The 22,145-nt window shown below is 64.5% G+C and carries 22 protein-coding genes; 9 read left to right on the top strand and 13 right to left on the bottom strand.

What is annotated here, in order from left to right; all coding sequences use genetic code 11:
* Window positions 1-22: 22 nt before the first annotated feature.
* Genes AB8841_RS16330 through AB8841_RS16315 form a run of 4 tightly spaced genes read right to left on the bottom strand, consistent with a single transcriptional unit; the run spans window position 23 to window position 3,977 of the window.
* Window positions 23-688, bottom strand: coding sequence for an ABC-type transport auxiliary lipoprotein family protein (locus AB8841_RS16330; protein ID WP_370436882.1), 666 nt, complete (start codon window positions 686-688; stop codon window positions 23-25).
* A gap of 24 nt (window positions 689-712) precedes the next feature.
* Window positions 713-2,050, bottom strand: coding sequence for an MlaD family protein (locus tag AB8841_RS16325; RefSeq protein WP_370439283.1), 1,338 nt, complete (start codon window positions 2,048-2,050; stop codon window positions 713-715).
* A 9-nt stretch (window positions 2,051-2,059) separates the two neighbouring features.
* Window positions 2,060-2,860 (bottom strand): ABC transporter ATP-binding protein, encoded by an 801-nt coding sequence (locus AB8841_RS16320; RefSeq protein WP_370436881.1) that lies wholly within the window; start codon window positions 2,858-2,860, stop codon window positions 2,060-2,062.
* A gap of 4 nt (window positions 2,861-2,864) precedes the next feature.
* Window positions 2,865-3,977 (bottom strand): ABC transporter permease, encoded by a 1,113-nt coding sequence (locus AB8841_RS16315; protein ID WP_370439282.1) that lies wholly within the window; start codon window positions 3,975-3,977, stop codon window positions 2,865-2,867.
* 120 nt (window positions 3,978-4,097) lie between these two features.
* Between AB8841_RS16315 and dgcA the strand changes: the two genes are divergently transcribed.
* Window positions 4,098-5,081: an N-acetyl-D-Glu racemase DgcA gene (gene dgcA, locus AB8841_RS16310; RefSeq protein ID WP_370436880.1), complete on the top strand. Its 984-nt coding sequence runs from the start codon at window positions 4,098-4,100 to the stop codon at window positions 5,079-5,081.
* Here dgcA and AB8841_RS16305 read toward each other — a convergent pair.
* The 3 genes from AB8841_RS16305 to AB8841_RS16295 all read right to left on the bottom strand — a co-directional run bounded on the left by AB8841_RS16305 (window position 5,051) and on the right by AB8841_RS16295 (window position 8,218).
* Window positions 5,051-6,235 (bottom strand): MFS transporter, encoded by a 1,185-nt coding sequence (locus tag AB8841_RS16305; RefSeq protein WP_370436879.1) that lies wholly within the window; start codon window positions 6,233-6,235, stop codon window positions 5,051-5,053. The two genes, dgcA and AB8841_RS16305, sit on opposite strands and share 31 nt — an antisense overlap.
* Window positions 6,236-6,383: 148 nt before the next feature.
* Entirely contained in the window at window positions 6,384-7,391 is a 1,008-nt protein-coding gene (locus AB8841_RS16300; protein WP_370436878.1) for a glycosyltransferase family 4 protein, read from the bottom strand.
* Complete coding sequence (locus tag AB8841_RS16295) at window positions 7,391-8,218, bottom strand: UDP-2,3-diacylglucosamine diphosphatase (protein WP_370436877.1); 828 nt, start codon at window positions 8,216-8,218, stop codon at window positions 7,391-7,393. The genes AB8841_RS16300 and AB8841_RS16295 overlap by 1 nt, the downstream gene beginning before the upstream one ends.
* Window positions 8,219-8,416: 198 nt before the next feature.
* Between AB8841_RS16295 and AB8841_RS16290 the strand changes: the two genes are divergently transcribed.
* The gene (locus AB8841_RS16290; protein ID WP_370436876.1) at window positions 8,417-9,349 is read left to right on the top strand and encodes a DMT family transporter; all 933 of its coding nucleotides are present in this window, start codon (window positions 8,417-8,419) and stop codon (window positions 9,347-9,349) included.
* A gap of 181 nt (window positions 9,350-9,530) precedes the next feature.
* The gene (locus AB8841_RS16285; protein WP_370436875.1) at window positions 9,531-10,148 is read left to right on the top strand and encodes a helix-turn-helix domain-containing protein; all 618 of its coding nucleotides are present in this window, start codon (window positions 9,531-9,533) and stop codon (window positions 10,146-10,148) included.
* A gap of 15 nt (window positions 10,149-10,163) precedes the next feature.
* On the opposite strand, the gene AB8841_RS16280 is transcribed toward AB8841_RS16285, so the two are convergent.
* The 6 genes from AB8841_RS16280 to uraH form a co-directional block, all read right to left on the bottom strand.
* Entirely contained in the window at window positions 10,164-11,102 is a 939-nt protein-coding gene (locus AB8841_RS16280; RefSeq protein WP_370436874.1) for a cytochrome c, read from the bottom strand.
* A 65-nt stretch (window positions 11,103-11,167) separates the two neighbouring features.
* Window positions 11,168-11,602 (bottom strand): cytochrome c, encoded by a 435-nt coding sequence (locus AB8841_RS16275; RefSeq protein ID WP_370436873.1) that lies wholly within the window; start codon window positions 11,600-11,602, stop codon window positions 11,168-11,170.
* 123 nt (window positions 11,603-11,725) lie between these two features.
* Entirely contained in the window at window positions 11,726-12,046 is a 321-nt protein-coding gene (locus tag AB8841_RS16270; RefSeq protein ID WP_370436872.1) for a rhodanese-like domain-containing protein, read from the bottom strand.
* A gap of 158 nt (window positions 12,047-12,204) precedes the next feature.
* On the bottom strand, window positions 12,205-12,651 hold the full coding sequence (gene lysM / locus AB8841_RS16265; RefSeq protein WP_370436871.1) for a peptidoglycan-binding protein LysM: 447 nt from the start codon (window positions 12,649-12,651) through the stop codon (window positions 12,205-12,207).
* Window positions 12,652-12,731: 80 nt separating this feature from the next.
* Complete coding sequence (gene puuE / locus AB8841_RS16260) at window positions 12,732-14,174, bottom strand: allantoinase PuuE (RefSeq protein WP_370436870.1); 1,443 nt, start codon at window positions 14,172-14,174, stop codon at window positions 12,732-12,734.
* Between the two features lie 5 nt (window positions 14,175-14,179).
* The gene (gene uraH, locus AB8841_RS16255) at window positions 14,180-14,533 is read right to left on the bottom strand and encodes a hydroxyisourate hydrolase (RefSeq protein ID WP_370436869.1); all 354 of its coding nucleotides are present in this window, start codon (window positions 14,531-14,533) and stop codon (window positions 14,180-14,182) included.
* A gap of 312 nt (window positions 14,534-14,845) precedes the next feature.
* Here uraH and AB8841_RS16250 point away from each other — a divergent pair, with 312 nt between their 5' ends.
* From AB8841_RS16250 to AB8841_RS16225, 6 genes are all read left to right on the top strand, one after another.
* The gene (locus AB8841_RS16250; RefSeq protein ID WP_370436868.1) at window positions 14,846-16,063 is read left to right on the top strand and encodes a urate hydroxylase PuuD; all 1,218 of its coding nucleotides are present in this window, start codon (window positions 14,846-14,848) and stop codon (window positions 16,061-16,063) included.
* A 58-nt stretch (window positions 16,064-16,121) separates the two neighbouring features.
* A complete protein-coding gene (locus AB8841_RS16245; protein ID WP_370436867.1) occupies window positions 16,122-16,556 on the top strand; it encodes a heme-binding protein in 435 nt (144 codons plus the stop codon).
* Window positions 16,557-16,727: 171 nt separating this feature from the next.
* Window positions 16,728-18,323: a peptide ABC transporter substrate-binding protein gene (locus AB8841_RS16240; RefSeq protein WP_370436866.1), complete on the top strand. Its 1,596-nt coding sequence runs from the start codon at window positions 16,728-16,730 to the stop codon at window positions 18,321-18,323.
* An 85-nt stretch (window positions 18,324-18,408) separates the two neighbouring features.
* Entirely contained in the window at window positions 18,409-19,329 is a 921-nt protein-coding gene (oppB, locus tag AB8841_RS16235) for an oligopeptide ABC transporter permease OppB (protein WP_370436865.1), read from the top strand.
* A 7-nt stretch (window positions 19,330-19,336) separates the two neighbouring features.
* Window positions 19,337-20,482 (top strand): ABC transporter permease subunit, encoded by a 1,146-nt coding sequence (locus tag AB8841_RS16230; protein ID WP_370436864.1) that lies wholly within the window; start codon window positions 19,337-19,339, stop codon window positions 20,480-20,482.
* A 1-nt stretch (window position 20,483) separates the two neighbouring features.
* Window positions 20,484-22,118, top strand: a complete 1,635-nt coding sequence (locus AB8841_RS16225; protein WP_370436863.1) for an ABC transporter ATP-binding protein — start codon at window positions 20,484-20,486, stop codon at window positions 22,116-22,118.
* Window positions 22,119-22,145: the final 27 nt, after the last annotated feature.

Here is a 22,145-nt window from a genome sequence, read left to right as displayed (position 1 = left end):
TCTCGATGAAGAGCGCCAGCGCTTAAGTCGGCGCCTGTTCCTTCGCTGGAGCTTCGCTGCGCAAATCGCCCGGCTCTTCGCGCCGGGGCAGCGGGCTGCCGCTGACCCAGCGGACGATGTCGAGCATCACCTTCGACAGCGCCTCATCGAGCGCCCGAGTGGCGTTGGGGGCGTCCACCGCCGCGACGGGGGCGCGGGCGCGGAAGATGCGGCCGTTCATGATCCGCCCGTTCTGATCGCTCACGATCTTCACGGATATCTCCACCACGGCCTCGTCGGACGGTGTGGCGATCTCGAAGCTACGGAGCTCCGAGATGAGCTGAACATCGGCGACCGCGCCGCTGCTGGGACGGGATACGCCGCGCAGCTGGGACGCGTTCTCGAACGTATTGATCAGGCGCGTCTGGATGAGGCGCGGCAGGTTGTCGGCCCATTGCGCGCCTCCCAGGAAGGAGACCGTGCCGCTCGCGTCCTTCACCAGGATCTGCTGGCTCGCCAGAGTCTGCAGGGCAGCCGGTTCGTTCACGAGCACCTGGACGCCGGCGGCTCCCCTGATCCGGGATGTCGGAGCGGAGAGATCGTACGACGTCGGCGCCGGGCTCGACGAGCAGGCGCCGACCAGCGCCGCCAGAAGCACCACGGGCATCAGGCGCCGGAGCGGCTGGAATTCGGTCGGGGAGAATGACACGGAAGGTCCACGCATAGGGCTTACTTAGCGGCGTCCATTGTATTCAGGGAGGTTCGAACGGCCACCGAAAAGAAACTGCTGTGGATTACGCTCGATGCTGCGGACCGCACGGCTGATATCCTCCAGCGTCTTGCGGCCCTCGACCGCGAGCGCCTCGTACTCGCGGAGCCCTGAATCGGTGAAGCGGCCGAAGCCTTTCACAACCCCTTCGATGCCGCTGGTGCGCGCGTTCAGGTCATCGGCCAGCTCACGCACGGAGACGGCCGCCGCCTTGATCTCGTCGAAGGCTCCCCTGCCCGTCTCGCCTGAGGCCGAGCCCAGGAACTTCTCGGCGCCCGCCAGGACCGCATCAATGCGGTCGGCGGACTTGTTCAGCTTCTCGGTAATCGAACGCGCCTCCTGGATGGCCTTGTCGATATCGGGGCTGCGGCGGTTCAGCGTATCGGTGAAGTTCTGGACGTTATCGACGGTGCGGCTCACCTTGTTCGGATCGATGGCCTTCACGAGGCCCGAGATCTCGGTCACGGCGGCATCGAGCTTCGGAGCGGTGTCGTTGAGGCTGTGCACGAGAGCCGAGGCATCCCGCAGGGCGGCGCTGACGGCCTCGCGGTTCTCGCCGAGGGCCTCGGTGAAGTTCTCCACGTTCTCGACGATGCGCGTCACGCGCTGCGGCTCGACCGCGCGGACGACCTGATCGACATTGGTGGCGAGCGTGTCGAGCTTCTCGGCCAGGGGACCGATCTTCTCGGCCGCCTGGCCGACCTGGGCCAGGAAGCGATCGATGCCCTCCGCATTCTCGCCCAGCGCCTGGGAGAAGCGCTCGACGTTCTGGACGGTGCGGTTGATCGAGCCTTCGTTGTCGGCGATGACGCGGCCTACGCGCTCCAGCACGTCGTCGGCCCGGCGGGCGATGTTGCGCGCGGTCTCGATCAGATCCTGGAAGTCGGAACGGTCCGCGAAGATGGTCGGCATCGGCTGGCCGGGACCGGCCACCAGCGGAGGAGCGCCGGGCTCGCCACCCGAGAGGCCGATATTCGCCACGCCGGTCAGGCCCTGGTATTCGAGGCGGGCGCGGGTGTCGGCGCGGACCGGAGTGTTCCTGTCCACCTGGGCAATGGCAACGACCCGGCGCGGATCCTCGGGTAGGAGGCTGATCTGGGTCACCTCGCCCACGCGCAGGCCGTTGAAGGACACGCTGGAGCCCTGGGACAGGCCCGACACGGAGCCTGAGAACACGATTCGGACGGCCTGACGCTCCTGCCCCCGGCTGCCGCCGGAGAACCAATAGACGAAGCCGAACGCTGCCGCGATCACCGCCAGGGTGAAGATGCCGATCAGAGCATAATTCGCACGCGTTTCCATCATTGCCCCTTACGCGCCGCCGGCTGCTGCCGCGCGTGCCCGTTTTCCGTGAAAATAGGAGCGGAGCCATGGGTGATCCGATGCCAGCATCGCCTCGATGGGGCCCTCCGCCAGTATTTTTCCCTCACCCAGCGCCGCGATCCGGTCGCAGACCGTGTAAAGGCTGTCGAGATCGTGCGTTACCATGAATACGGTTAACCCTAAAGTCCGCTGTAACGTCGCGATCAGTTCGTCGAAGTCGCCTGCGCCGATGGGGTCCAGACCGGATGTGGGCTCGTCGAGGAAGACGATATCAGGGTCGAGCGCGAGCGCCCGGGCGAGCGCCGCGCGCTTGATCATGCCGCCGGACAGTTCCGAAGGCAGCTTGTCCGCTGCATCCGGGCTGAGGCCCACCATCTCGATCTTCAGCATGGCGAGTTCGTCGAGGAGGCGCTCGGAGAGGTCGAGATGCTCGCGCATCGGGACCTGGACGTTCTGCTTCACGGTGAGTGCCGAGAACAGCGCGCCCTGCTGGAACAGCACGCCCCAGTGCCGCTCCATGACGCGGCGTTCGGCCGGGGACAGCTCGTCGAGATTCCGGCCCAGAACCTCGATGGTGCCCGCGCGCTTGGGAATGAGCCCCAGGATGGCGCGGGTCAGCACCGACTTGCCCTGGCCCGAGGCGCCGACGAAGCCGAGGATCTCCCCGCGATAAACGTCGAGATCGAGGTCCTTGAGAACGGTCCTCTCGCCGAAGCCCACCTCGACGCCGCGCACGCGGATGATCACTTCACGTTTCACAGGGTGCGCGGAATTGTGCCGTTCGAGCATCGTTTCAGTACCGGATGGCGGCGAAGAACATGGCGAAGAGGCCGTCGAGCACGATGACCATGAAGATCGCCTTCACGACCGAGGAGGTCACGTGCCGGCCGAGGGATTCCGCGGAGCCCGCCACCGCCAGGCCCTCGAGAGTGGCGATGATGCCGATGATCATGGCCATGAACGGGGCCTTGATGAGGCCGACCATGAAGGTATTGAAGGCGACTGCCGCCTTCAGGCGGGTCAGGAACACGTCCGGGCTGATGTCGCCATAGACCCAGGCCGTGATGCCGCCGCCGAGAAGCGCCGCGATGGATGACAGGAAGGCCAGCAGAGGCAGGCCGATGATCAGGGCGAGGATGCGGGGCAGGATCAGCACCTCGATGGGATCGAGCCCCATGACCCGCAAGGCATCGATCTCCTCGCGCATCTTCATGGAACCGATCTCGGCCGTGAAGGCGGAACCGGAGCGGCCCGCCACCATGATCGAGGTCAGCAGGACGCCCAATTCGCGCAGCACCAGGATGCCGATGAGATCCACCACGAAGGGCGTGGCGCCGAACTTGACCAGCTGAAAGATGCCCTGCTGGGCGACGATTGCTCCCACCAGGAATGAAATCAGCACGATGATGGGCACGCCGCGATAGGCGATCTGCTCCAACTGGTTCACGACTGCCGCGCCCCGGAACCGCCGGGGGTGCGTGACGACCCGGATCAAGGCCCCGACGAGCTCGCCCAGGAACGCGACGCCGCGCACCAGATCGTCTCCGGCCTCGGCGACGGTACGGCCCACATCGGCGAGGAAATCGACGAGGCGCGAGCGCCGGGGCCTGGGCCGCTCCTGGAAGCCCCTGTAGGCAACCTCGTTGAGGAGAATCTCCTGTTCCTGGGTGGCGTTCACGAAATCCGACGCCAGCCCCTTCCCGCCGAGCTCGTGACGGGTGCGGTCGAGAACCCAGGCTCCCAGGGTGTCGAGCCGTTGGACCCCGGCAAGGTCGATGATGAGATGATGCCGGTCGGCCTGGGCCGCGATCTCGCCCGCGAGCGATTCGACCGCCCGCGCGTGCTCGGCGGTCCAGGGGCCGGCCAGCAGGGCCGTGACCTTGTTTCCGGTGCGCTCGATATTCAGCTGCGGCTCTTGAGCCAGGGTGCTCTGCGCCACTGTGATCCTTCCGGCATTGATTCCGCTTGGTGATAGCGTGTAGCTGCGGCAGAAGTCGAGATGAACTTCCAAAGAGAAGCCGAGAGAATGCGTCAGCTTACCGTTTCCGTCGACCGGTTCCCCATCGCGGGCAAATTCACCATCTCGCGCGGCTCGCGCACGGAGGCCGTGGTGGTGACCGCCACCATTGCCGAGGACGGCGCCGTTGGGCATGGGGAATGCGTGCCCTACCCGCGCTACGGCGAAACGGTCGAAGGCGTGGCCACCGCCATCGAGGAGCTGCGCCCGCAGATCGAGGCCGGGCTGACCCGCGAGGCGCTTCAGTCGGCTATGCCCCCCGGCGCCGCCCGCAATGCGGTGGATTGCGCGCTCTGGGACCTGGACGCGAAGCGCTCCGGCATCCGCGCCCATGTCGCCGCGGGCCTGGCCCGGTGGCAGCCCGTGACCACCGCCTATACGATCAGCCTCGGGTCGCCTGAAGAGATGGCGGAAGCGACCGCCAAGGCCGCGGAGCGTCCGATCCTGAAGGTGAAGTTCGGCGGCCCGGACGGCGACATCGCGCGGATTCGCGCCGTGCGTCGGGCCGCCCCCGATGCGACGCTCATCGCCGATGCGAACGAAGGCTGGACCGAGGCGAATATCCAGGCGCATCTCGCCGCCTGCGCGGAGGAAGGCTACGCCCTGGTGGAACAACCCCTCCCGGCCAAGGCCGACGGGTTCCTGGCCAGGATCGAGCGGCCTGTCCCCATCATGGCCGACGAGAGCGTCCACGACCGACAGGGCCTGCAGCGTCTCGTCGGGCTCTACGACGTGGTGAACATCAAGCTCGACAAGACCGGCGGCCTCACGGAGGCGCTGGCTCTGGCCGATGCGGCCGAGGGCCTCGGCTTCTCCCTCATGATCGGCTGCATGGTCGGAACGTCCCTCGCCATGGCCCCGGCCCTGGTGATCGCGCCCCGCTGCCGCTTCGTGGACCTGGACGGCCCCCTGCTCCTCGCCAGGGACCGGGAACCCGGCCTGAGATACGAGGGCAGCCTCGTCTACCCGCCGGAGCCCGCCCTCTGGGGCTGAGCCTTCAGCATGCGGATCACGATCAGCATGAGAACGAAGCCGGCGGCTCCCAAGGGAGCCATCGCGGCGAAGACCAGGGACCCGGCCTGCTCGTAGATCATGCCGCTGCCGATGGTGGAGATCGCCGTCGTCAGGGCGGCGAGAGACCCGTAGATGCCCTGGGCCCGTCCCCGCGCCCGCATCGGCGCAAGGGCGGTCAGGGCCGCCATGGTGCCGATATGAGTGGCGGCATAGGTCAGGCTGTGCATGACCTGCAGGAGGAGGCTTACGGCAAGCCCCGGCTGGAGGGACATCACCGAGAAGCGGAGGATTGTGGCGGCCGACCCGAGAAGGATCAGCCAGACGCCGGAACTGCGCCCCACCGCACGGCCGAGGAAGACGAACACGAGGATCTCCGCGATCACGCCCACGGCCCAGAAATAGCCGATGACGGAATCCGAAAAGCCGAGCGAGCGCCAATAGATGCTGGCAAAGGCGTTGAGGGCGCCGTGGCTGCCCTGCGTGACCGCGCCTGCGACCAGGAGGAGGCAGAGGACGCCCGGCAGCGCAAGATCCGCTTTCGTTCCCTTGCCCGGATTTCGGGAGGGGTGGTCGGGAACCTCGTCCGGAACGGCCGCCATGGTGGCCGTGATGCCGAGGACCGGGATGAACGTGAGCGCCAGGATCACCATCGTGGGTCCGAAGGCGCCCACGAGATAACCGGCCAGGATATTGGTGATGAAATACGCAGCCGAGCCGATGCCCCGGATGCGCCCGTAATGAAGGCCGGGATGGCGCTGGACCGCGTTCGTGGACACGAGATCGTTGCCGGGAAGGATCGCCGCCTGGGCAAAGGCGACGAGCGCCACGAGCGCGATGATCGTCAGGCTGTTGTCGGCCAGCAGCAGCAGAGGGAAACATGCCATCTGACCCATATGGCTGGCGATCAGCAGGCGCCGCGCCCCGAAGGACCGGTCGGCGAGGCTGAGCAGGGGCGCCGTCGCGATGATGCGCACCACGATCGGAATGGCGACCACGAGGCCGATGAGCGTGGGCGACAATGCCTTGCTCTGAAGCCAGAGGGGAAAGAACGGCAGATAGACGCCGTGGCTCACGAAACTTGCCGCCTGCAAGGCACCCAGGCGGATTTCGAAGGCTCTGGTCGGAAAGGTCAAGGAGGAGGCTTTCGGGAATCAGCGGGAGCGGCGAGGCGGGAATCAGCGGGAGCGACGAGGAATGTTCTTTTGGGACATGTCGTTACGGCATCCAAGCGCCGATGCAAGAGCCGATGCGAACGGATTTGTTGACGAGCGCCCCGATTTTTCAGGTGGCCGCGTGAGCAGCCTCGATATGGGAGAAGAACTGTCGCGCGCTTTCTCTCCAGGTAAAGGTCTCGCCATAGGCCCGACACCGGCTTTTCGGGATCTCCAGGGCCGCGAGAGCGGCCTTGCGGAGATCCTCGTCGAGGATCCCGCACCCCGACGATCCGACGACATCCAATGGACCCGGCACCGGAAAAGCCGCGATGGGAACACCGGAGGCCAGCGCCTCGAGCAGAACGATCCCGAACGTATCCGTGAGGCTCGGAAATACGAAGACGTCCGCAGAGGCATAGATCCGGGCCAGCTCCTCGCCCGCGAGGGCGCCGAGGAAGCGAACCCGTTCGTATTGCCGCTCCAGCTCCTGACGGGCGGGCCCATCGCCGACCACGACCTTGCTGCCCGGCAGGTCGAGGGACAGGAACGCCGCCAGATTCTTCTCGACCGCGACGCGGCCCACATAGAGGAAGACCGGGCCGGGAGCATCGAGGATCCGTTCGTGACGCGGGCGAAACAGCGCGGTGTCGACCCCTCTCGTCCAGCGCACGATGTTGCCGAAACCGCGGGCGGTCAGCTCGCGCTCGATCGACGGCGTGCTGACCATCACGGCTTTCGCGTCCCGATGGAACCGGCGCAGGACGCCGTAGGACCATGCCTCCGGCACCGGCATGCGAGCAGCGAGATACTCGGGAAAGCGCGTGTGATAGCTTGTCGTGAAACAACGGCGCTGCCGCCGGCAGGCGTGGCGGGCGGACCAGCCGAGCGGCCCCTCCGTCGCGATATGCACGTGATCGGGAGCGGTTTCGGCAATGATGCGCCCGGCCTGTCCCGGAGTGGTCAGGGACAGGCGGATTTCAGGATAGGTCGGCATCGGGACCGAGCGGAAGCGGTCCGGCGTCAGGAACGAAACCTCCATGCCGAAGGACGGCCCCTGCTCCGCCATGTGTTCGAGCGAGCGCACGACGCCGTTGATCTGCGGCCTCCACGCATCGGTGACGACGAGCACACGCATCAGGCGGCCCTTCCATCGAGGGCCCGGGGCTTCTCGACCGTCACGGCAAGCTCAGGGGCCGGCAGGCTGCGCCTTTGCGTGTCGCTCCATCGGATCAGTTCGAGCGTCCCGTCCCAGTGCTCGACCACGACGGTGCACGATTCGACCCAATCGCCCGTATTCACGTAGGCGATGCCGAACTTCTCGTGCATGGCGGGGTGATGAATATGGCCGCAGATGACGCCGTCGACCTCCTGTCTCCGTGCTTCCGCCGCCAGAAGCTCCTCGAACCGACTGATGAAGTTCACCGCATTCTTCACCTTGAGCTTCGCCCAGGCCGACAGGGACCAATAGGTGAGCCCGAGCTTGCGCCGCGCGATGTTGAGGTAGGTGTTGACGAACAGGGCCGCCGTATAGGCCCCATCTCCGAGGAGCGCGAGCCAGCGGGCATGCCGGACGACCAGATCGAACTGGTCTCCATGAATCACGAGATAGCGCTTTCCGTTCGCCGTCTCGTGGATCGCGTGGTCGGCCAGCTCGATCCCGCCGAGGTTGATGCCCACATAATCGCGGAGGAACTCATCGTGGTTTCCGGGCACGTAGACGAGGGCCGAGCCCTTGCGCGCCTTGCGAAGCAGCTTCTGCACCACGTCGTTATGGCTCTGCGGCCAGTACCAGCCCGACTTCAGCCGCCAACCGTCGACGATGTCGCCGACGAGATAGATCGTCTCGGCGTCATAGGATCTGAGGAAATCCAGCAGCGCCTCCGCCTGGCACCCTTTCGTGCCCAGATGGAGATCCGACAGGAACAGCGTGCGAACGCGGATCGTATCCAGGTCCCTCGGCATGCGACGCCCTTTCTCGGCATGATCTCCGATAAGCCAAACGGGATTCGCATCTCGCTCCTGTGACGGTCCGGTTGCGGATTTGTGACGACGTGCCGGCCTGCCATGCACGAGACGCTAGGCGCCCCCTCCGGATAAGGGCTTCCCGTTACGGTTCAGCCGTGGTTCTTGTGCATCTCGTTCGCTCAATGGCTCGTCGACGTGAAACCTCTCCTGGGGATCTCCCTCAAAGTCCTGTCCGCCCTCATCTTCACGATGATGTCGGCCACTCTCAAGACTCTGACAGACCGTTATCCGACCGGTGAGGTGGTGTTTTTCCGCTCTGCCTTCGCGATCCTGCCGCTCCTGGCCTGGCTGGCCTGGCGCGGGGACCTGATCGGCGGCCTGCGGACGCAGAACGTGCTGGGCCATTTCAAGCGCGGCTTTCTCGGCACGGTCAGCATGGCCCTGAGCTTCGCCGCCCTGTCCTATCTTCCCCTCCACGAAGCCATCGCCATCGGCTATGCCTCGCCGCTGATTCTCGTGATTCTGGCCGCCCTTCTCCTCAAGGAGAGGGTCCGCGCCTATCGCTGGACGGCCGTGGCCTTAGGCTTCGTCGGCGTGATGATCATGCTCTTGCCCTATCTGACGCCGCAAACATTCTCAGGCGGAATGATGGCCGGTCCGGCTCTCGGCGCCGCATGCGCCCTTGTGGCCGCGGTCCTCTCCGCGGGCGCCATGATCCAGGTGCGGCGGCTGACCGGGACCGAGAAGACGGGCGCCATCGTGTTCTATTTCTTCATCCTGGCCGCCGGCCTCTCCTTCTGCACCATCGTCCTCGGATGGAACATGCCCGACGCATCCGACCTCGGATTTTTCATCCTGGCGGGCATTTTGGGCGGCATCGGGCAGATCCTCCTCACCGAAAGCTACCGCTACGCGGATGCCTCCGTGATCGCGCCGTTCGAATATACGTCGATGATCTGGGCGCTTCTGCTCGGCTGGTTTATGTTCGCGGACCTGCCCACCCCGACCATCATCGTCGGCGCTTCCATCGTGTCCGCCACGGGCCTCTTCATCGTCTGGCGCGAGCGCCAGCTCGGCCTCGAGCGAACCCAGGAGCTCAAGGTGGCGTCGCAGCGGCCCGGAGCCTGACCGGCGAAAAACCGGGTCCACTTTTTCGCACGATGCTCCGTCCTTGGAAAAAGCGCATCGCTCTTGCGAAAAACCGGGTCCACTTTTTCGCACGATGCGCTATGGTCTTGACCCGCCCTGTCTCTTCCCTCACAACCGTTTAAAGGAACGGGCGTTCGGTTTTTCAGAACAGAGGCAGGGTATGGGCGTCGAAGGCAAAGAGCGGCAGCGAGACCTGGAAACGGGCGCACAGGTCCTGTCCGGCAACATGGGCAAGACGATCCAGCGCCTGCGCAAGGCCTACAATCTTTCCCTTTCGGAACTCGCCGAACAATCCGGCGTGGCCAAATCCATCATCAGCCAGATCGAGCGGAACGAGACCAATCCGACGCTCGCCACCATCTGGCGCCTGAGCCAGGCCCTCGACGTGTCCATCGAACGCGTTCTGGCCTCGGCCGATGAGGAGCCGTTCATCGAGAAATCCTCCAAGGCCGATACCCCCATCCTCGTCTCCGACGACGGCAAGATGAGGCTCGCCATCATCGGCTGGATCAAGACCATCGAGTGGCTCCAGTGGTACGACGTGCAGTCCGAACCCGGCGGCGTGCTCGATTCCGACAGCCATCAGCGCGGCTCCGTGGAGTGCCTGTCCGTGCTCGAAGGCGAGTTCGAGGTCGAGGTCGGGGGCGTGACCCAGCAGGCCAAGGCAGGCGAATCCCTGCGCTACCGCTGCGACCGCCCCCATTCCGTGCGCTGCGTCGGCACCGCGCCGGGCCGCGCCACCATGGTCTGCATCCTCAAGGCTGCCGTGATGGATTGAGGCTCTCGCCTCGCCTCACGATTTCGGCGCGGCGTAGCCCTGCTTGGGCGGCAACGAGAGAAGATATTCCGCGATCGCACGGCGGTCGGACTCCGGCAGTTGCGCGGTATTGTGCACGACGGATCCCATCGGTCCGCCGACCGTGTCGAAATTCGGCGTCTCGCCCGTCGTGAGCAGCGTGACGAGTTCATCTTCGGTCCAGCCGCCGATCCCGCTCGGGCTCGGAGTGATGTTGGGGACGGAGCCTCTGCCCCCCTCCGGATCGGGCCCGCCGGCGAAGCGCCTCTCCTCGATGATAGCCCCTGCGAAATTGCGCTCGCTGTGGCATTCCGCGCAATGGCCCGGCCCATTCACCAGATAGGCTCCCCGGTTCCAGCTTTCCGATTTCGAGGGATTGGGCGTGAACGGCTTCCCGTCGAGGAAAGCGAGCTTCCAGAGGCCGACACCGCGGCGGATGCTGTAGGGAAAGGGCAGATCGTGGGGCGGCGCCTTCCCGTCCACGGCGGGAAGGGTCTGCAGGAAGGCGAAAAGGTCAGCGAGGTCCTCCAGGCGCATGCGCTGGTAGGACGTGTAGGGAAAAGCAGGGTAATAGTTGTGACCTTCCGGCGAGGTGCCCTCGTGCATGGCGCGGATGAAATCCGCCGTGCTCCAGGATCCGATCCCATCCTGCTTGTGCGGTGAGATATTCGGAACGTGAAAGGTCCCGAACGGGGACTTCAGGGCAAAACCGCCGCCGAGCCGGAGCTTGTCGTCCTGGTTGGGGGTCGCGTGGCAGGAGGTGCAGCCTCCCGCGAAGAACATGACGCGGCCATTGTCCGGATTGGGCTTGTGATCAGTCGGAGCGGGTGACGCCTGTGCGCGCAGCATGCGGTAGGCCGATGGCGACGTCAGCGCCAGGAAACCCAATGCGCCGCAAAGCACGAGAATGCCCAAACCCAGAATTGCTTTACGCATCGCTCTTCCCGTCATGAAGCGGGCAGCCTCTCGACAAGGCTGCCCGTGCGATCATCCAGGCCGTATCAGCTCTTCTTGCGGAAATCGTTGTGGCAGGCGCCGCAATTCTGGAGAACCTTCGGCATCTCGGACTTGAAGGAGGCCTCGTCCTTGATCGTGGCAAGAGCCGTCTGCGCGTCCTGGTGGAGCTTGGAACGGATGGAATCGAACTTGGCCTTGTTCTCCCAGACGGACGGGAGGGCCTCGGTCTTGTCGACGTTCTTCGAGTTCTCGGGGAAAAGCGGGGCGACCTTTTCGGCGCTGGTCGCAATGATCTTGAGGCTGTCCTGCACCTTGGCGAGGTCGAACGGCTCCTGACCGCGCAGCATGCCGCCGATCGGCCGCGTCTGCGCGCCCATCTGCTTCATCAAATCCTGACGTTCCTTGACCACGTCGCTCTGGGCAATGGCCGCAGTCACACCCAGCGCCAGAAGGCTGGCGACGAAAACGGTACGCTTCATAGAGGTTCTTCCCTTTGATTCTTCGAGAGCCGCCAATCTCGAAAGCGGCCCAGCGAAACAGAGTAGTGCATTAAATCCTGCGACAGAGTAGTCTCGTCCCATACAAATCTCTGTGAAGGACGCTTACTCGACCGGCTCTCCTGCGGCCGCCCAATCCTTGAAGCCGCCCTTGTAATGCTCGTGAATGTCGAGTCCGGCAGCCTGCGCGTATTCGAGCGCACGGGCCGACCGGACCCCGGCCGCACAGGAAAAGACGATCCGCTTATCCTTTGGAAGAGAGGCGGGATCGAAGGACGAGAGCGGGTGCAGGATCGCTCCGGGGATATGCCCCGCCGCGTATTCATGGGCTTCGCGCACATCGACGAGCAGGATCGACCCGTCCTGAAGCCCCTTCCTGATGTCGTCGCGATCGAGATCGACGATCCGTGGCATGGATACGCTCATAAAAACACTCCCTCGTCCAAGACCTTCTTCATATCGGTTTTGGAGGAAGGATGACAATCGCTCGGGTGGAACGAGGGCTCGAAAGAGGATGCCTCGATGCCCTTTTCGGCGAGCGCATCGTGCAGATGCGGAGCCTCCCATCTGCACGATGGAACAGCTCACGCGAGAGGCGGAATCCGCAGAACCCAGCCGGGCTGGATCATGTCCGGATCCTTGACCGGCGGAGAATTCGCCTTGACGATCTCCGTATACTTTGCGCCTTTGCCTTTGCCGTAATGCTTTTCTGCAATCTCCCAGAGCGTGTCGCCCTTCTGGACCGTATACATGGTCGCGGGCGCGGAGGGCTGCTGGATCTGAAGATCGCTCGTGTCCACCTCGGCGACCCCATAGGTATTGCCAAGGGATAGAATGATTTTCTCCGCTTCTTCCTGGCTCATCGCGTGACCGGAGAGCTTGACCTTATCGCCATCGACCTGGATCCCGAGCTTGCTCGCGTCGAAGCCGTGCCCCTGGACTTCCTTTTCCAACGTCTCGGGCGTTGCCGCAGCGGCGCTGCCGCCGAAGAGCTTGGCGCCAGCTTCCTTGATGAATTTGAAAAGACCCATATCCTCCTCCTCTCGAACCGGCTCCCTGTGTCCGGCCAAGGTGAGACGAAGACGCGCGATCGAGGGGGAGAGTTCCCGTTTCAGGCCAGGTTCGAGAACACGTCCGCCAGGGACGGCAACCGCTCCTTGAGGCGCAGGAGGGCGATCAGCTCGATCTGGACGATGGCGGTCTCGAACTCCTGCTCCGGGTCGTGTTGCAGCCGTTCCTCGAAGGCCGCCAGGATCTCGTCCTTCGTCCGCCCCTTCACCGCCATGATGAACGGGAAGCCGAACTTCTCCTTGTAGGCGTCGTTCAACGCGATGAAGCGCTCGCGCTCCGCCGGCATCAGGCTGTCGAGCCCGGCGGAAGATTGCTCGTGGCGCGAATCCGCCGTCAGATCGGCGAGTTTCAGACGTCCCGCCAGATCGGGATGCGCCCGGATGAGAGCCCCCTTCTGGTCGCGCGTCGCTTCCGACAGGACATGCACCAGGGCGGCATGGAGGCCCTCCGCCGTGTCCTGCGCCGCCGTGAAGCCTGATTCGTAGGCGCGCTCCGCGATCCAGGATGAATGCTCGAACACGTCGCCGAACAGTTCGACGAAGACGGCCCTGCTCATCGTGCTCGGCCGCAGATCCGCCGGACGGTGATAGCGGGTCCACAGCCGGGCGATGTCGATCCGCCGGGCGACCCACACATCCTCATGCGAGGCCACATAATCGAGGAAACGGGCCAGCGCCGCCGCCCGCCCCGGACGACCCGCGAGCCGACAATGCAGCCCGACCGAGAGCATTTTCGGCGCGCTCTCGCCCTCCGCATAGAGCGTGTCGAACGAATCCTTGAGATAGGCGAAGAACTGGTCGCCCGCATTGAAGCCCTGGGGCGTGGCAAAGCGCATGTCGTTGGCGTCGAGCGTATAGGGCACGACGAGCTGGACGCGATCGTCGTGCGGCTCCCAGTAGGGCAGCTCGTCGGCATAGGAATCGGCGCTGTAGAGGAACCCGCCCTCTTCCGCGACGAGACGGTTGGTGTGCTCCGAGGTGCGTCCCGTGTACCAGCCCCGCGGGCGCTCTCCGGTCACCTGGGTATGGATGCGGATCGCCTCCCTCATATGCGCCCGCTCCTCTTCCGCCGAGAAGTCGCGGTAGTCGATCCATTTCAGGCCGTGGCTGGCGATTTCCCAATCCGCCTCCTTCATGGCCGCCACCGCGTCCGGATTGCGCATGAGCGCGGTCGCGACGCCGTAGACGGTGACGGGCATCTTGCGCGCGGTGAACATCCGCCACAGGCGCCAGAAGCCGGCGCGGGAGCCGTATTCGTAGATCGACTCCATGCTCATGTGGCGCTGGCCGAGCCAGGGCTGCGCGCCCACGATCTCGGACAGGAAGGCCTCCGAGGCGCGGTCGCCGTGCAGGATGTTGTTCTCGCCGCCCTCCTCGTAGTTGATCACGAACTGAACGCAGATCCGCGCATTGTCCGGCCAGCGCGGATGGGGCGGGGTGCGGCCGTAACCGACGAGGTCGCGGGGATAGATGGTGTCAGGCATGGGGGTCAGCTTCCGCGATAGGTGGAATAGCTCCAGGGCGAGACGAGGAGCGGCACGTGGTAATGGCCATCGGCTTCCGCGATGGTGAAGCGGATGGGAACGTAGTTCAGGAACGGCGGCTCGGCGGCGGGGGTCCCACGCGTCCTGAAGTATTCGCCGACGGCAAAGACCAGTTCGTAAGTGCCGGGACGAAACGCCTCGCCGCTCATCAGCGGAGCGTCCGTGCGCCCATCCGCGTTGGTGACGGTGCGCAGGATGGAGCGACGGCTCTCGCCCTGGACCGTAAAGAGCTCGATGGCGACCCCCCGGGCGGGCGTGCCGGAGGCAGTATCCAGAACATGCGTGGACAGACGGCCCATGGAACCTCCGAAGGCTTGAGGGAAAGGCGGGAATCTTTTCGGGGTCCGGCCCCCGAGGTCAAGCATTCGACGCTCAACTCATCCGAAAGTCCAGGTTTTGCCGGGAGGGCTTCCTGTTGAAAAAGCGTCCGGGAAGGCCTTCCGCAATGAGGGGCATCGCCGTGGAGCATCGGCCCCAAAAGTGGATTTGCACTTTTGGGATTGAATCCGATGCTCACTCCTTAGATGAGCGCATCGTTCTTAGGAAAAACCGGGTCCACTTTTTCGCACGATGCGCTAGGCTAAGGTTTCCTTCATGATCGAAGTGGCTGCATGATCGACCCGCAAATCTCCGAATGGATCAGCCAGATCCTGCGTTGGACCCATGTGATCACGGCGATCGCCTGGATCGGGTCCTCCTTCTATTTCATTCATCTCGATCTGAGCCTGAAGAAGCGGGAGGGGCTGCCGGAAGGCGTCGGAGGCGAGGCCTGGCAGGTCCATGGCGGCGGCTTCTACAACATGCGCAAATACCTCGTCGCGCCCCCGGAGCTGCCGAAGGAGCTCACCTGGTTCAAATGGGAGAGCTATTCCACCTGGATCAGCGGCTTCTTCCTCATCGTCTGGGTCTACTATCTCCACGCCGACCTCTATACGATCGATCCGTCCGTGCGGGCCCTCGCCCCGTGGCAGGCTGCCACCCTCGGAATAGGCGGCATCGTGGTGAGCTGGTTCGTCTATGAAGGCCTCTGCCGCTCGCCCCTCGGCAAGAACGGGCTCGTGCTCGGCGCCGTTCTCTTCGCCTATATTCTTCTCGCCGCGTTCGCGTTCACGCAGGTCTTCAACGGGCGCGCCGCCTTCCTTCATACGGGCGCGATGATCGCCACCTGGATGTCGGCGAGCGTGTTCTTCGTCATTATTCCGAACCAGAAGAAGGTGGTGGCGACCCTGCTGGCGGGCGGCTCGCCCGATCCGAAGCTCGGCAAGGAAGCCAAGCTGCGCTCGACGCACAACAACTATTTGACCCTGCCCGTCATCTTCCTGATGCTCTCGAACCACTACCCGCTGGCGTGGTCGTCCCGCTACGCGGTCGGCATCATCGGCCTCGTCCTGATCGCCGGCGCGATCATCAGGCATTTCTTCAATTCGCAGCACGCCGGCAAGGGCTCGCCTTGGTGGACCTGGGGGGTCGCCGCCGCCGCCTTGGCGCTCGCGATCTGGCTGTCGATCATCGGAAAGCCCGGCAACGACGATAGGGCGGACGCCGCAACCGCCGTGGAACCTGCCGCCGCCTTCGAGGAAGCGACCCTCGCCATCCAGTCCCGCTGCTCCATGTGCCATGCGGCCGAGCCGGTCTGGGACGGCATCGCCATCGCGCCCAAGGGCGTGCGGCTCGACACGCCCGAGGAGATCGCCCGCCATGCGGAGATCATCCGGATCCAGGCCGTGCTGACCCACGCCATGCCGCCCAACAACATCACCGAGATGACTCCGGACGAGCGCAAGGCCGTTGCGACCTGGCTGGCGAACCGCGAGGCCGTCGCGCGCTGAAACCGCGAATCCCAGTCCCGAAAACAACCCACCGATAAACACCCCAATGGAGGACCTCATGTCCGATCTCAGCCTGAAGACTGCCCAGACCATCGCCGAAGCGACCCTGAAGACCGCCCGGGACAAGTCGTTCAAGCCGCTCTCGGTCGTCGTTTACGATGCGCGCGGCGCCCTGAAAGCGCTCCTTTCCGAGGACGGCACGAGCCTCAAGCGCGCCGAGATCGCCATGGGCAAGGCCTATGGCGCGCTGTCCCTCGGCGTCGGCTCGCGGGCTCTCCACAAGATGGCGACCGATCGCCCCTATTTCGTGGCCGCCGCCACACACGCAGTGGGCGGGCAGCTCGTACCGGTTCCGGGCGGCGTGCTGATCAAGGATTCCCAGGGCCAGATCCTCGGAGCCGTCGGCGTGTCCGGCGACACCTCCGACAATGACGAGATCGCCGCAGCGGGCGGGATCGAAGCCGCGGGCCTCGTGTTCGACGCAGGGGCTTGAAAGCTCCCGGCACGCCGGGCTCTTCGACAACCTATGGTTCCGTAACGGGATGCGAGCGGGACTGGACACGAACCGCCGATTGTTCAACTAATAGGACAAGGTTACCGCCGTATCGGCTCTGACCGAGACATTCTAAAGCCTTAAGATATAAACAGAAAGGGAACGCGTCCGATGTCATCATGGATCAAACGTACGGCACTGGCAGCCGTCGCTACGGCGGCTCTCATGGGCGCCATGAGCGCCGCCTCTGCCGAGGTGGTCTACAACCGCGGGAACCTGGGCGAGCCGGAAACGCTCGACACCCACAAGACCTCGACGGTCCAGGAAGCCCACATCCTGCGCGACATGCTCGAAGGCCTCGTGACCTACAACGCCAAGGGCGAGGCCGTTCCGGGTCAGGCCGCGAAGTGGGAGGTTTCGGATGACGGCCTGACCTATCGCTTCACGCTCCGCGACGGCATCAAGTGGTCGAACGGCGATCCGGTGACAGCCGAGGACTTCGTCTATTCCTATCGCCGCATCATGGATCCGGCCACGGGCGCGAAGTACTCGAACATCCTTTACCCGATCAAGAATGCCGAGAAGATCAACAAAGGCCAGGCCAAGCCCGAGGAACTGGGTGTGAAGGCCGTCGATCCTAAGACAGTCGAGATTACCCTCGAGGCGGCGACCCCCTACTTCATCGAGCTGCTCACCCACCAGACCAGCCTGCCCGTCCACAAGGCCTCCGTCGAGAAGTTCGGCAAGGATTTCGTGAAGCCCGGCAATATGGTGACGAACGGCGCCTATAAGCTCGCCGAGTTCGCGCCGAACTCCCACATCAAGCTCGTGAAGAACGAGAATTACTGGGACGCCAAGAACGTCCAGATCGATACGGTCAACTTCATCCCGCATCCGGATCTGGCCGCTGCCGTGCGCCGCTACGAGGCAGGCGAGCTCGACTCCATGGATGAGCTTCCGGCCGATCAGATCAAGTCGCTGAAGGAACGCTTCAAGGATCAGGTCAAGCTCGGTCCCTATCTCGGCACCTGGTTCCTGGTCGTGAACTCCTCCAAGGCGCCGTTCAGCGACGTGCGCGTGCGCCAGGCTCTCTCGATGCTGGTCGACCGCGAGTTCATCGCCGAGCAGATCTGGGGTCAGACCATGCAGCCCGGCTATTCGTTCATCCCGCCAGGCGTCGGCAATTACGGCGAGCCGGCCTATGTGGACTACAAGGACATGTCGCCGATCGACCGCGAGGACAAGGCCAAGGAGCTCCTCAAGGAGGCCGGCTTCGGTCCCGGCAAGCCGCTGAAGGTCGAGGTCCGCTACAACACGACGGACAACAACCGCAACTCGGTGATCGCCGTCGCCGAGCAGTGGAAGGCCGCCGATATCGAGACGTCCTTCATCAACACCGACGGCAAGACCCACTTCGCTCATCTGCGCGATGGGGGCGATTTCGACGTCGCCCGCTACGGCTGGATCGCCGACTACTCGGATCCGAACAACTTCCTGTTCCTGCTCAAGAGCGACAACACGGGCTTCAACTACGGCAAGTACAAGAACCCGCAATTCGACAAGCTGCTCGACGACGCGGCCAAGGAACTGGACCTGAAGAAGCGCGCGGACCTCATGAAGCAGGCCGAGGCGATCCTCATGAAGGACATGCCCTGGATCCCGATCATGTACTACGGCAAGACAAACCTGATCTCGCCGAAGATCCAAGGGTTCGTCCAGAACACGCGCGGCGTCTATCCGTCACGCTTCCTCTCGAAGACGCAATAAAATTATTGTCCGGAACAGGGCGGCCCGATTATGAGGCCGCCCTGTTCTTTGATCCGTTATCGCGTTTCACGGGAGGAGCCTTGCCGTGCTCTCCTTCATCATCCGCCGGTTCCTTTCGGCCATACCGACGCTGTTCATCATCGTCACGATCTCGTTCTTCCTGATCCGGCTCGCTCCCGGCGGTCCGTTCGATCTCGAGCGCCCGCTCGAAGCGAAGGTCATGGAGAACCTCAACCGGATCTACCAGCTCGACAAGCCGCTGATCGAGCAGTACTGGCTCTATCTCAGTGCCTTGATGCACGGCGATTTCGGCCCCTCCTTCATACTGCGCGACTTCTCGGTCGCCGAGCTCTTCGCGCGCGGGCTGCCGGTTTCCATGACCCTCGGAGCCCTCGCCCTGATGCTTGCCATCCTCGTCGGCGGGACGCTCGGAACGATTGCGGCCCTGCGCCAGAACAGCACCATCGATTACATCGTCACCGGCATGGGCGCGCTCGGCCTGACCATCCCGAACTTCGTGGTCGCCCCGATCCTGCAGCTCGTCTTCGGCCTCGCTCTCGCGATGTTGCCGGTTGCCGGTTGGGGCAACGGAGACCCGCGCCATCTCATCATGCCGGTCATCGTTCTGGCGCTGCCCCAGATCGCCGTCGTGGCGCGCATGACCCGCGCCGCCATGATCGAGAACCTGCGCTCGAACCATATTAGAACGCTGCGATCCCTGGGCCTGCCGACGCGAACCGTCGTCGCCCACGCCCTTCGGGGCGCGGCACTTCCGGTCGTGTCCTATCTCGGCCCTGCGGCCGCCGCCCTGCTCACCGGTTCGGTGGTCGTCGAGACGATCTTCGGCCTTCCCGGGATCGGCCGCTACTTCGTCGAAGGCGCCCTCAACCGCGACTACACGCTCGTCATGGGCACCGTGGTGGTGGTCGCCGTCTTCGTCCTGCTCTTCAACCTCGTGGTCGATATCCTCTACGCGCTGATCGATCCGCGCATCCGTTACGATTGAGGTCCTCATGGCCGAAGGCGCTATTCTTCCTGTCGAAACCATGACCGGGCCGGTCGTCGCGGGCCGCTCCCTCTGGGCCGAGGCGCGGGGACGTCTCGTCCGAAACCGGGCCGCCCTCACCAGCATCATCGTCCTGGGTCTGATCGCCCTTACGTGCATTTTCGGTCCGTTCTTCACGGGGCATCCCTTCGACCGGGTCTACCCGGATTACGTGAAGGTGCCCGCGAGCATGGAGGCCTATCCCAAGGCGGACCAGATCGAGCCCCAGATCGAGCGCATCGGCTCTCGGGTCCGGGCCAAGGCGGAGAACATCGGCATCGACGACGGCGTCGTGCATCTCACCCTGGTGAGCACGAGCGCGCGCCCCATCGACGAGCGGCTGCTCGCCTATTTCGAGCGCTCCGATTTCTTCGGGGCCGCGAGGGTCGTCGATCGTCAGGATGAAGGCCGCAGGCTCGTCGTGGACGTGCCGGTGAAGCAGCTGTACTTCTTCTTCGGCACCGACACGAACGGGCGCGATCTGCTGACCCGGACCATGAAGGCGGGCCAGATCTCGCTGGCCATCGGCCTGCTTGCCACCTTCGTGGCCATCCTCATCGGCGTGGTCTACGGCGCGACCTCCGGCTATCTCGGCGGGCGCGTGGACCTCGTGATGATGCGCGTCGTCGACATTCTCTACTCGCTGCCGTTCATCTTTTTCGTGATCATGCTGGTCGTGTTCTTCGGCCGCAATTTCATCCTGATGTTCATCGCGGTCGGCGCGGTGGAGTGGCTCGACATGGCCCGGATCGTGCGCGGCCAGACACTCTCGATCAAGCGCCAGGAATACGTGCAGGCTGCGGAAGCGCTCGGCGTGGAGTCGAAAGGCATCATCCGGCGCCACGTCATCCCGAACACTCTGGGCCCGGTCGTGGTTTACATGACGCTGCTCGTGCCGAGGGTGATCCTGCTGGAGAGCTTCCTCTCCTTCCTGGGACTCGGCGTGCAGGAACCCAACACCAGCCTCGGCGTGCTGATTTCCGAAGGCGCCAAGAACATTCAGGGCGCCACCTGGATGCTGATCTATCCCTCCATTACGCTCGTCGCGACCCTCTTCTGTCTCAACTTCATCGGTGACGGCCTGCGCGACGCGCTCGACCCGAAGGATCGGTGACATGGCCGAACCCGTTCTTTCCGTCCGCGACCTTAACGTCCGCTTCCGCACGGGGGACGGCATCCTTCATGCCGTCAAGGGAATCGACCTCGATATTCCGCCGGGCGCGACCGTCGCCATCGTGGGCGAGTCGGGCTCGGGCAAGAGCCAGACCATGATGTCCGTCATGGGCCTTCTCGCATCGAACGGCTGGGCCGAAGGCTCGGTGAAGTATCGCGGCCAGGAACTGATCGGCCTCCCACCCGAGAAGCTCAACGCCTTTCGCGGCTCGAAGCTCACCATGATCTTCCAGGAGCCCATGACCTCGCTCGATCCGCTCTACCGGATCGGCGATCAGCTCGCGCTGCCTTTGATAGCCCATGGGAGGATGAGCAAGGCGGAGGCGCGCAAGCGCGCCATCGAACTTCTTGAACTGGTGCGCATTCCCGATCCCGCCCGCCGCATCGATGCGTATCCGCACGAGATGTCCGGCGGCCAGCGGCAGCGCGTGATGATCGCCATGGCGCTCGCCAACAACCCGGACGTGCTGATCGCGGACGAACCGACCACGGCCCTCGACGTGACCGTTCAGGCGCAGATCCTCGAATTGCTGCGCGACCTGCAGAAGCGCCTGGGAATGTCCATCGTGTTCATCACCCACGACCTCGGCATCGTGCGCCGCTTCGCGGACCGCACCTATGTCATGAAACGCGGCGAGGTGGTGGAGAGCGGGAACACGGCGGAGATTTTCGCCGCGCCCCAGCATCCCTATACGCAGATGCTGATCGACGCCGAGCCGCGCGGCCGCAAAGAGCCGGCGCCGTCCGGCGCGCCGGTGATCCTGGACGCCAGGAACATCAAGGTGGCGTTCGCTCTCGAGAAGAACCTCTTCGGCAAGGCGACCCATATCCTGCGCGCCGTCGATGACGTCAGTCTCACCGTACGGGCCGGCGAAACGGTGGGCGTCGTGGGGGAATCGGGCTCGGGCAAATCCACCCTCGGGCGCGCGATCCTGAGGCTCCTCCCCGCCTCCGGAATGGTGCGGTTCGAGGACCGCAACCTCATGCCGATCGACCGCTCGGGCATGCGCCCGCTGCGCCGCCATCTCCAGCTCGTGTTCCAGGACCCCTTCGGCTCCCTGTCCCCGCGCATGACGGCGGGCGAGATCGTCACCGAGGGCCTGCTCGTTCATGAACCGAGCATCTCCCGCAAGGAGCGCGACCGCCGGGCGGCGCAGGCCTTCGAGGAGGTGCAGCTCGATCCGGCCTGGCGAAACCGCTTCCCGCATGAATTCTCGGGCGGCCAGCGCCAAAGGATCGCCATCGCCCGCGCGATGATCCTGCATCCGAAGCTCGTGGTGCTCGACGAGCCCACCTCGGCCCTCGACCGGTCCGTGCAGAAGGAGATCGTGGACCTGCTGCGCGGCCTTCAGAAGGCGCATGGCCTGGCTTACGTGTTCATCAGCCACGACCTCGCGGTCGTCAGGGCGCTGTCGGACGAGATCATGGTCATGAAGACCGGCAAGGTGGTGGAGCGCGGCAGCGCCGAGGCGATCTTCGAACACCCGTACGAGGCCTATACCCGGGACCTGATCGCCGCCGCCTTCCTGGGCGAACGCGAGACCTCCGGGGCCGGAGACCGCCCGCTGGCCTCCTGATGCTGGAACCGAAATCCAGGGGGCGGA

Origin of the sequence: Microvirga sp. TS319 (genome assembly GCF_041276405.1) — a bacterium.
In the GTDB taxonomy this organism is placed as follows: Bacteria; Pseudomonadota; Alphaproteobacteria; order Rhizobiales; family Beijerinckiaceae; genus Microvirga.
The sequence above is the reverse complement of the archived record's forward strand: the minus strand, read 5'-3'. Positions and strand labels throughout refer to the sequence as shown.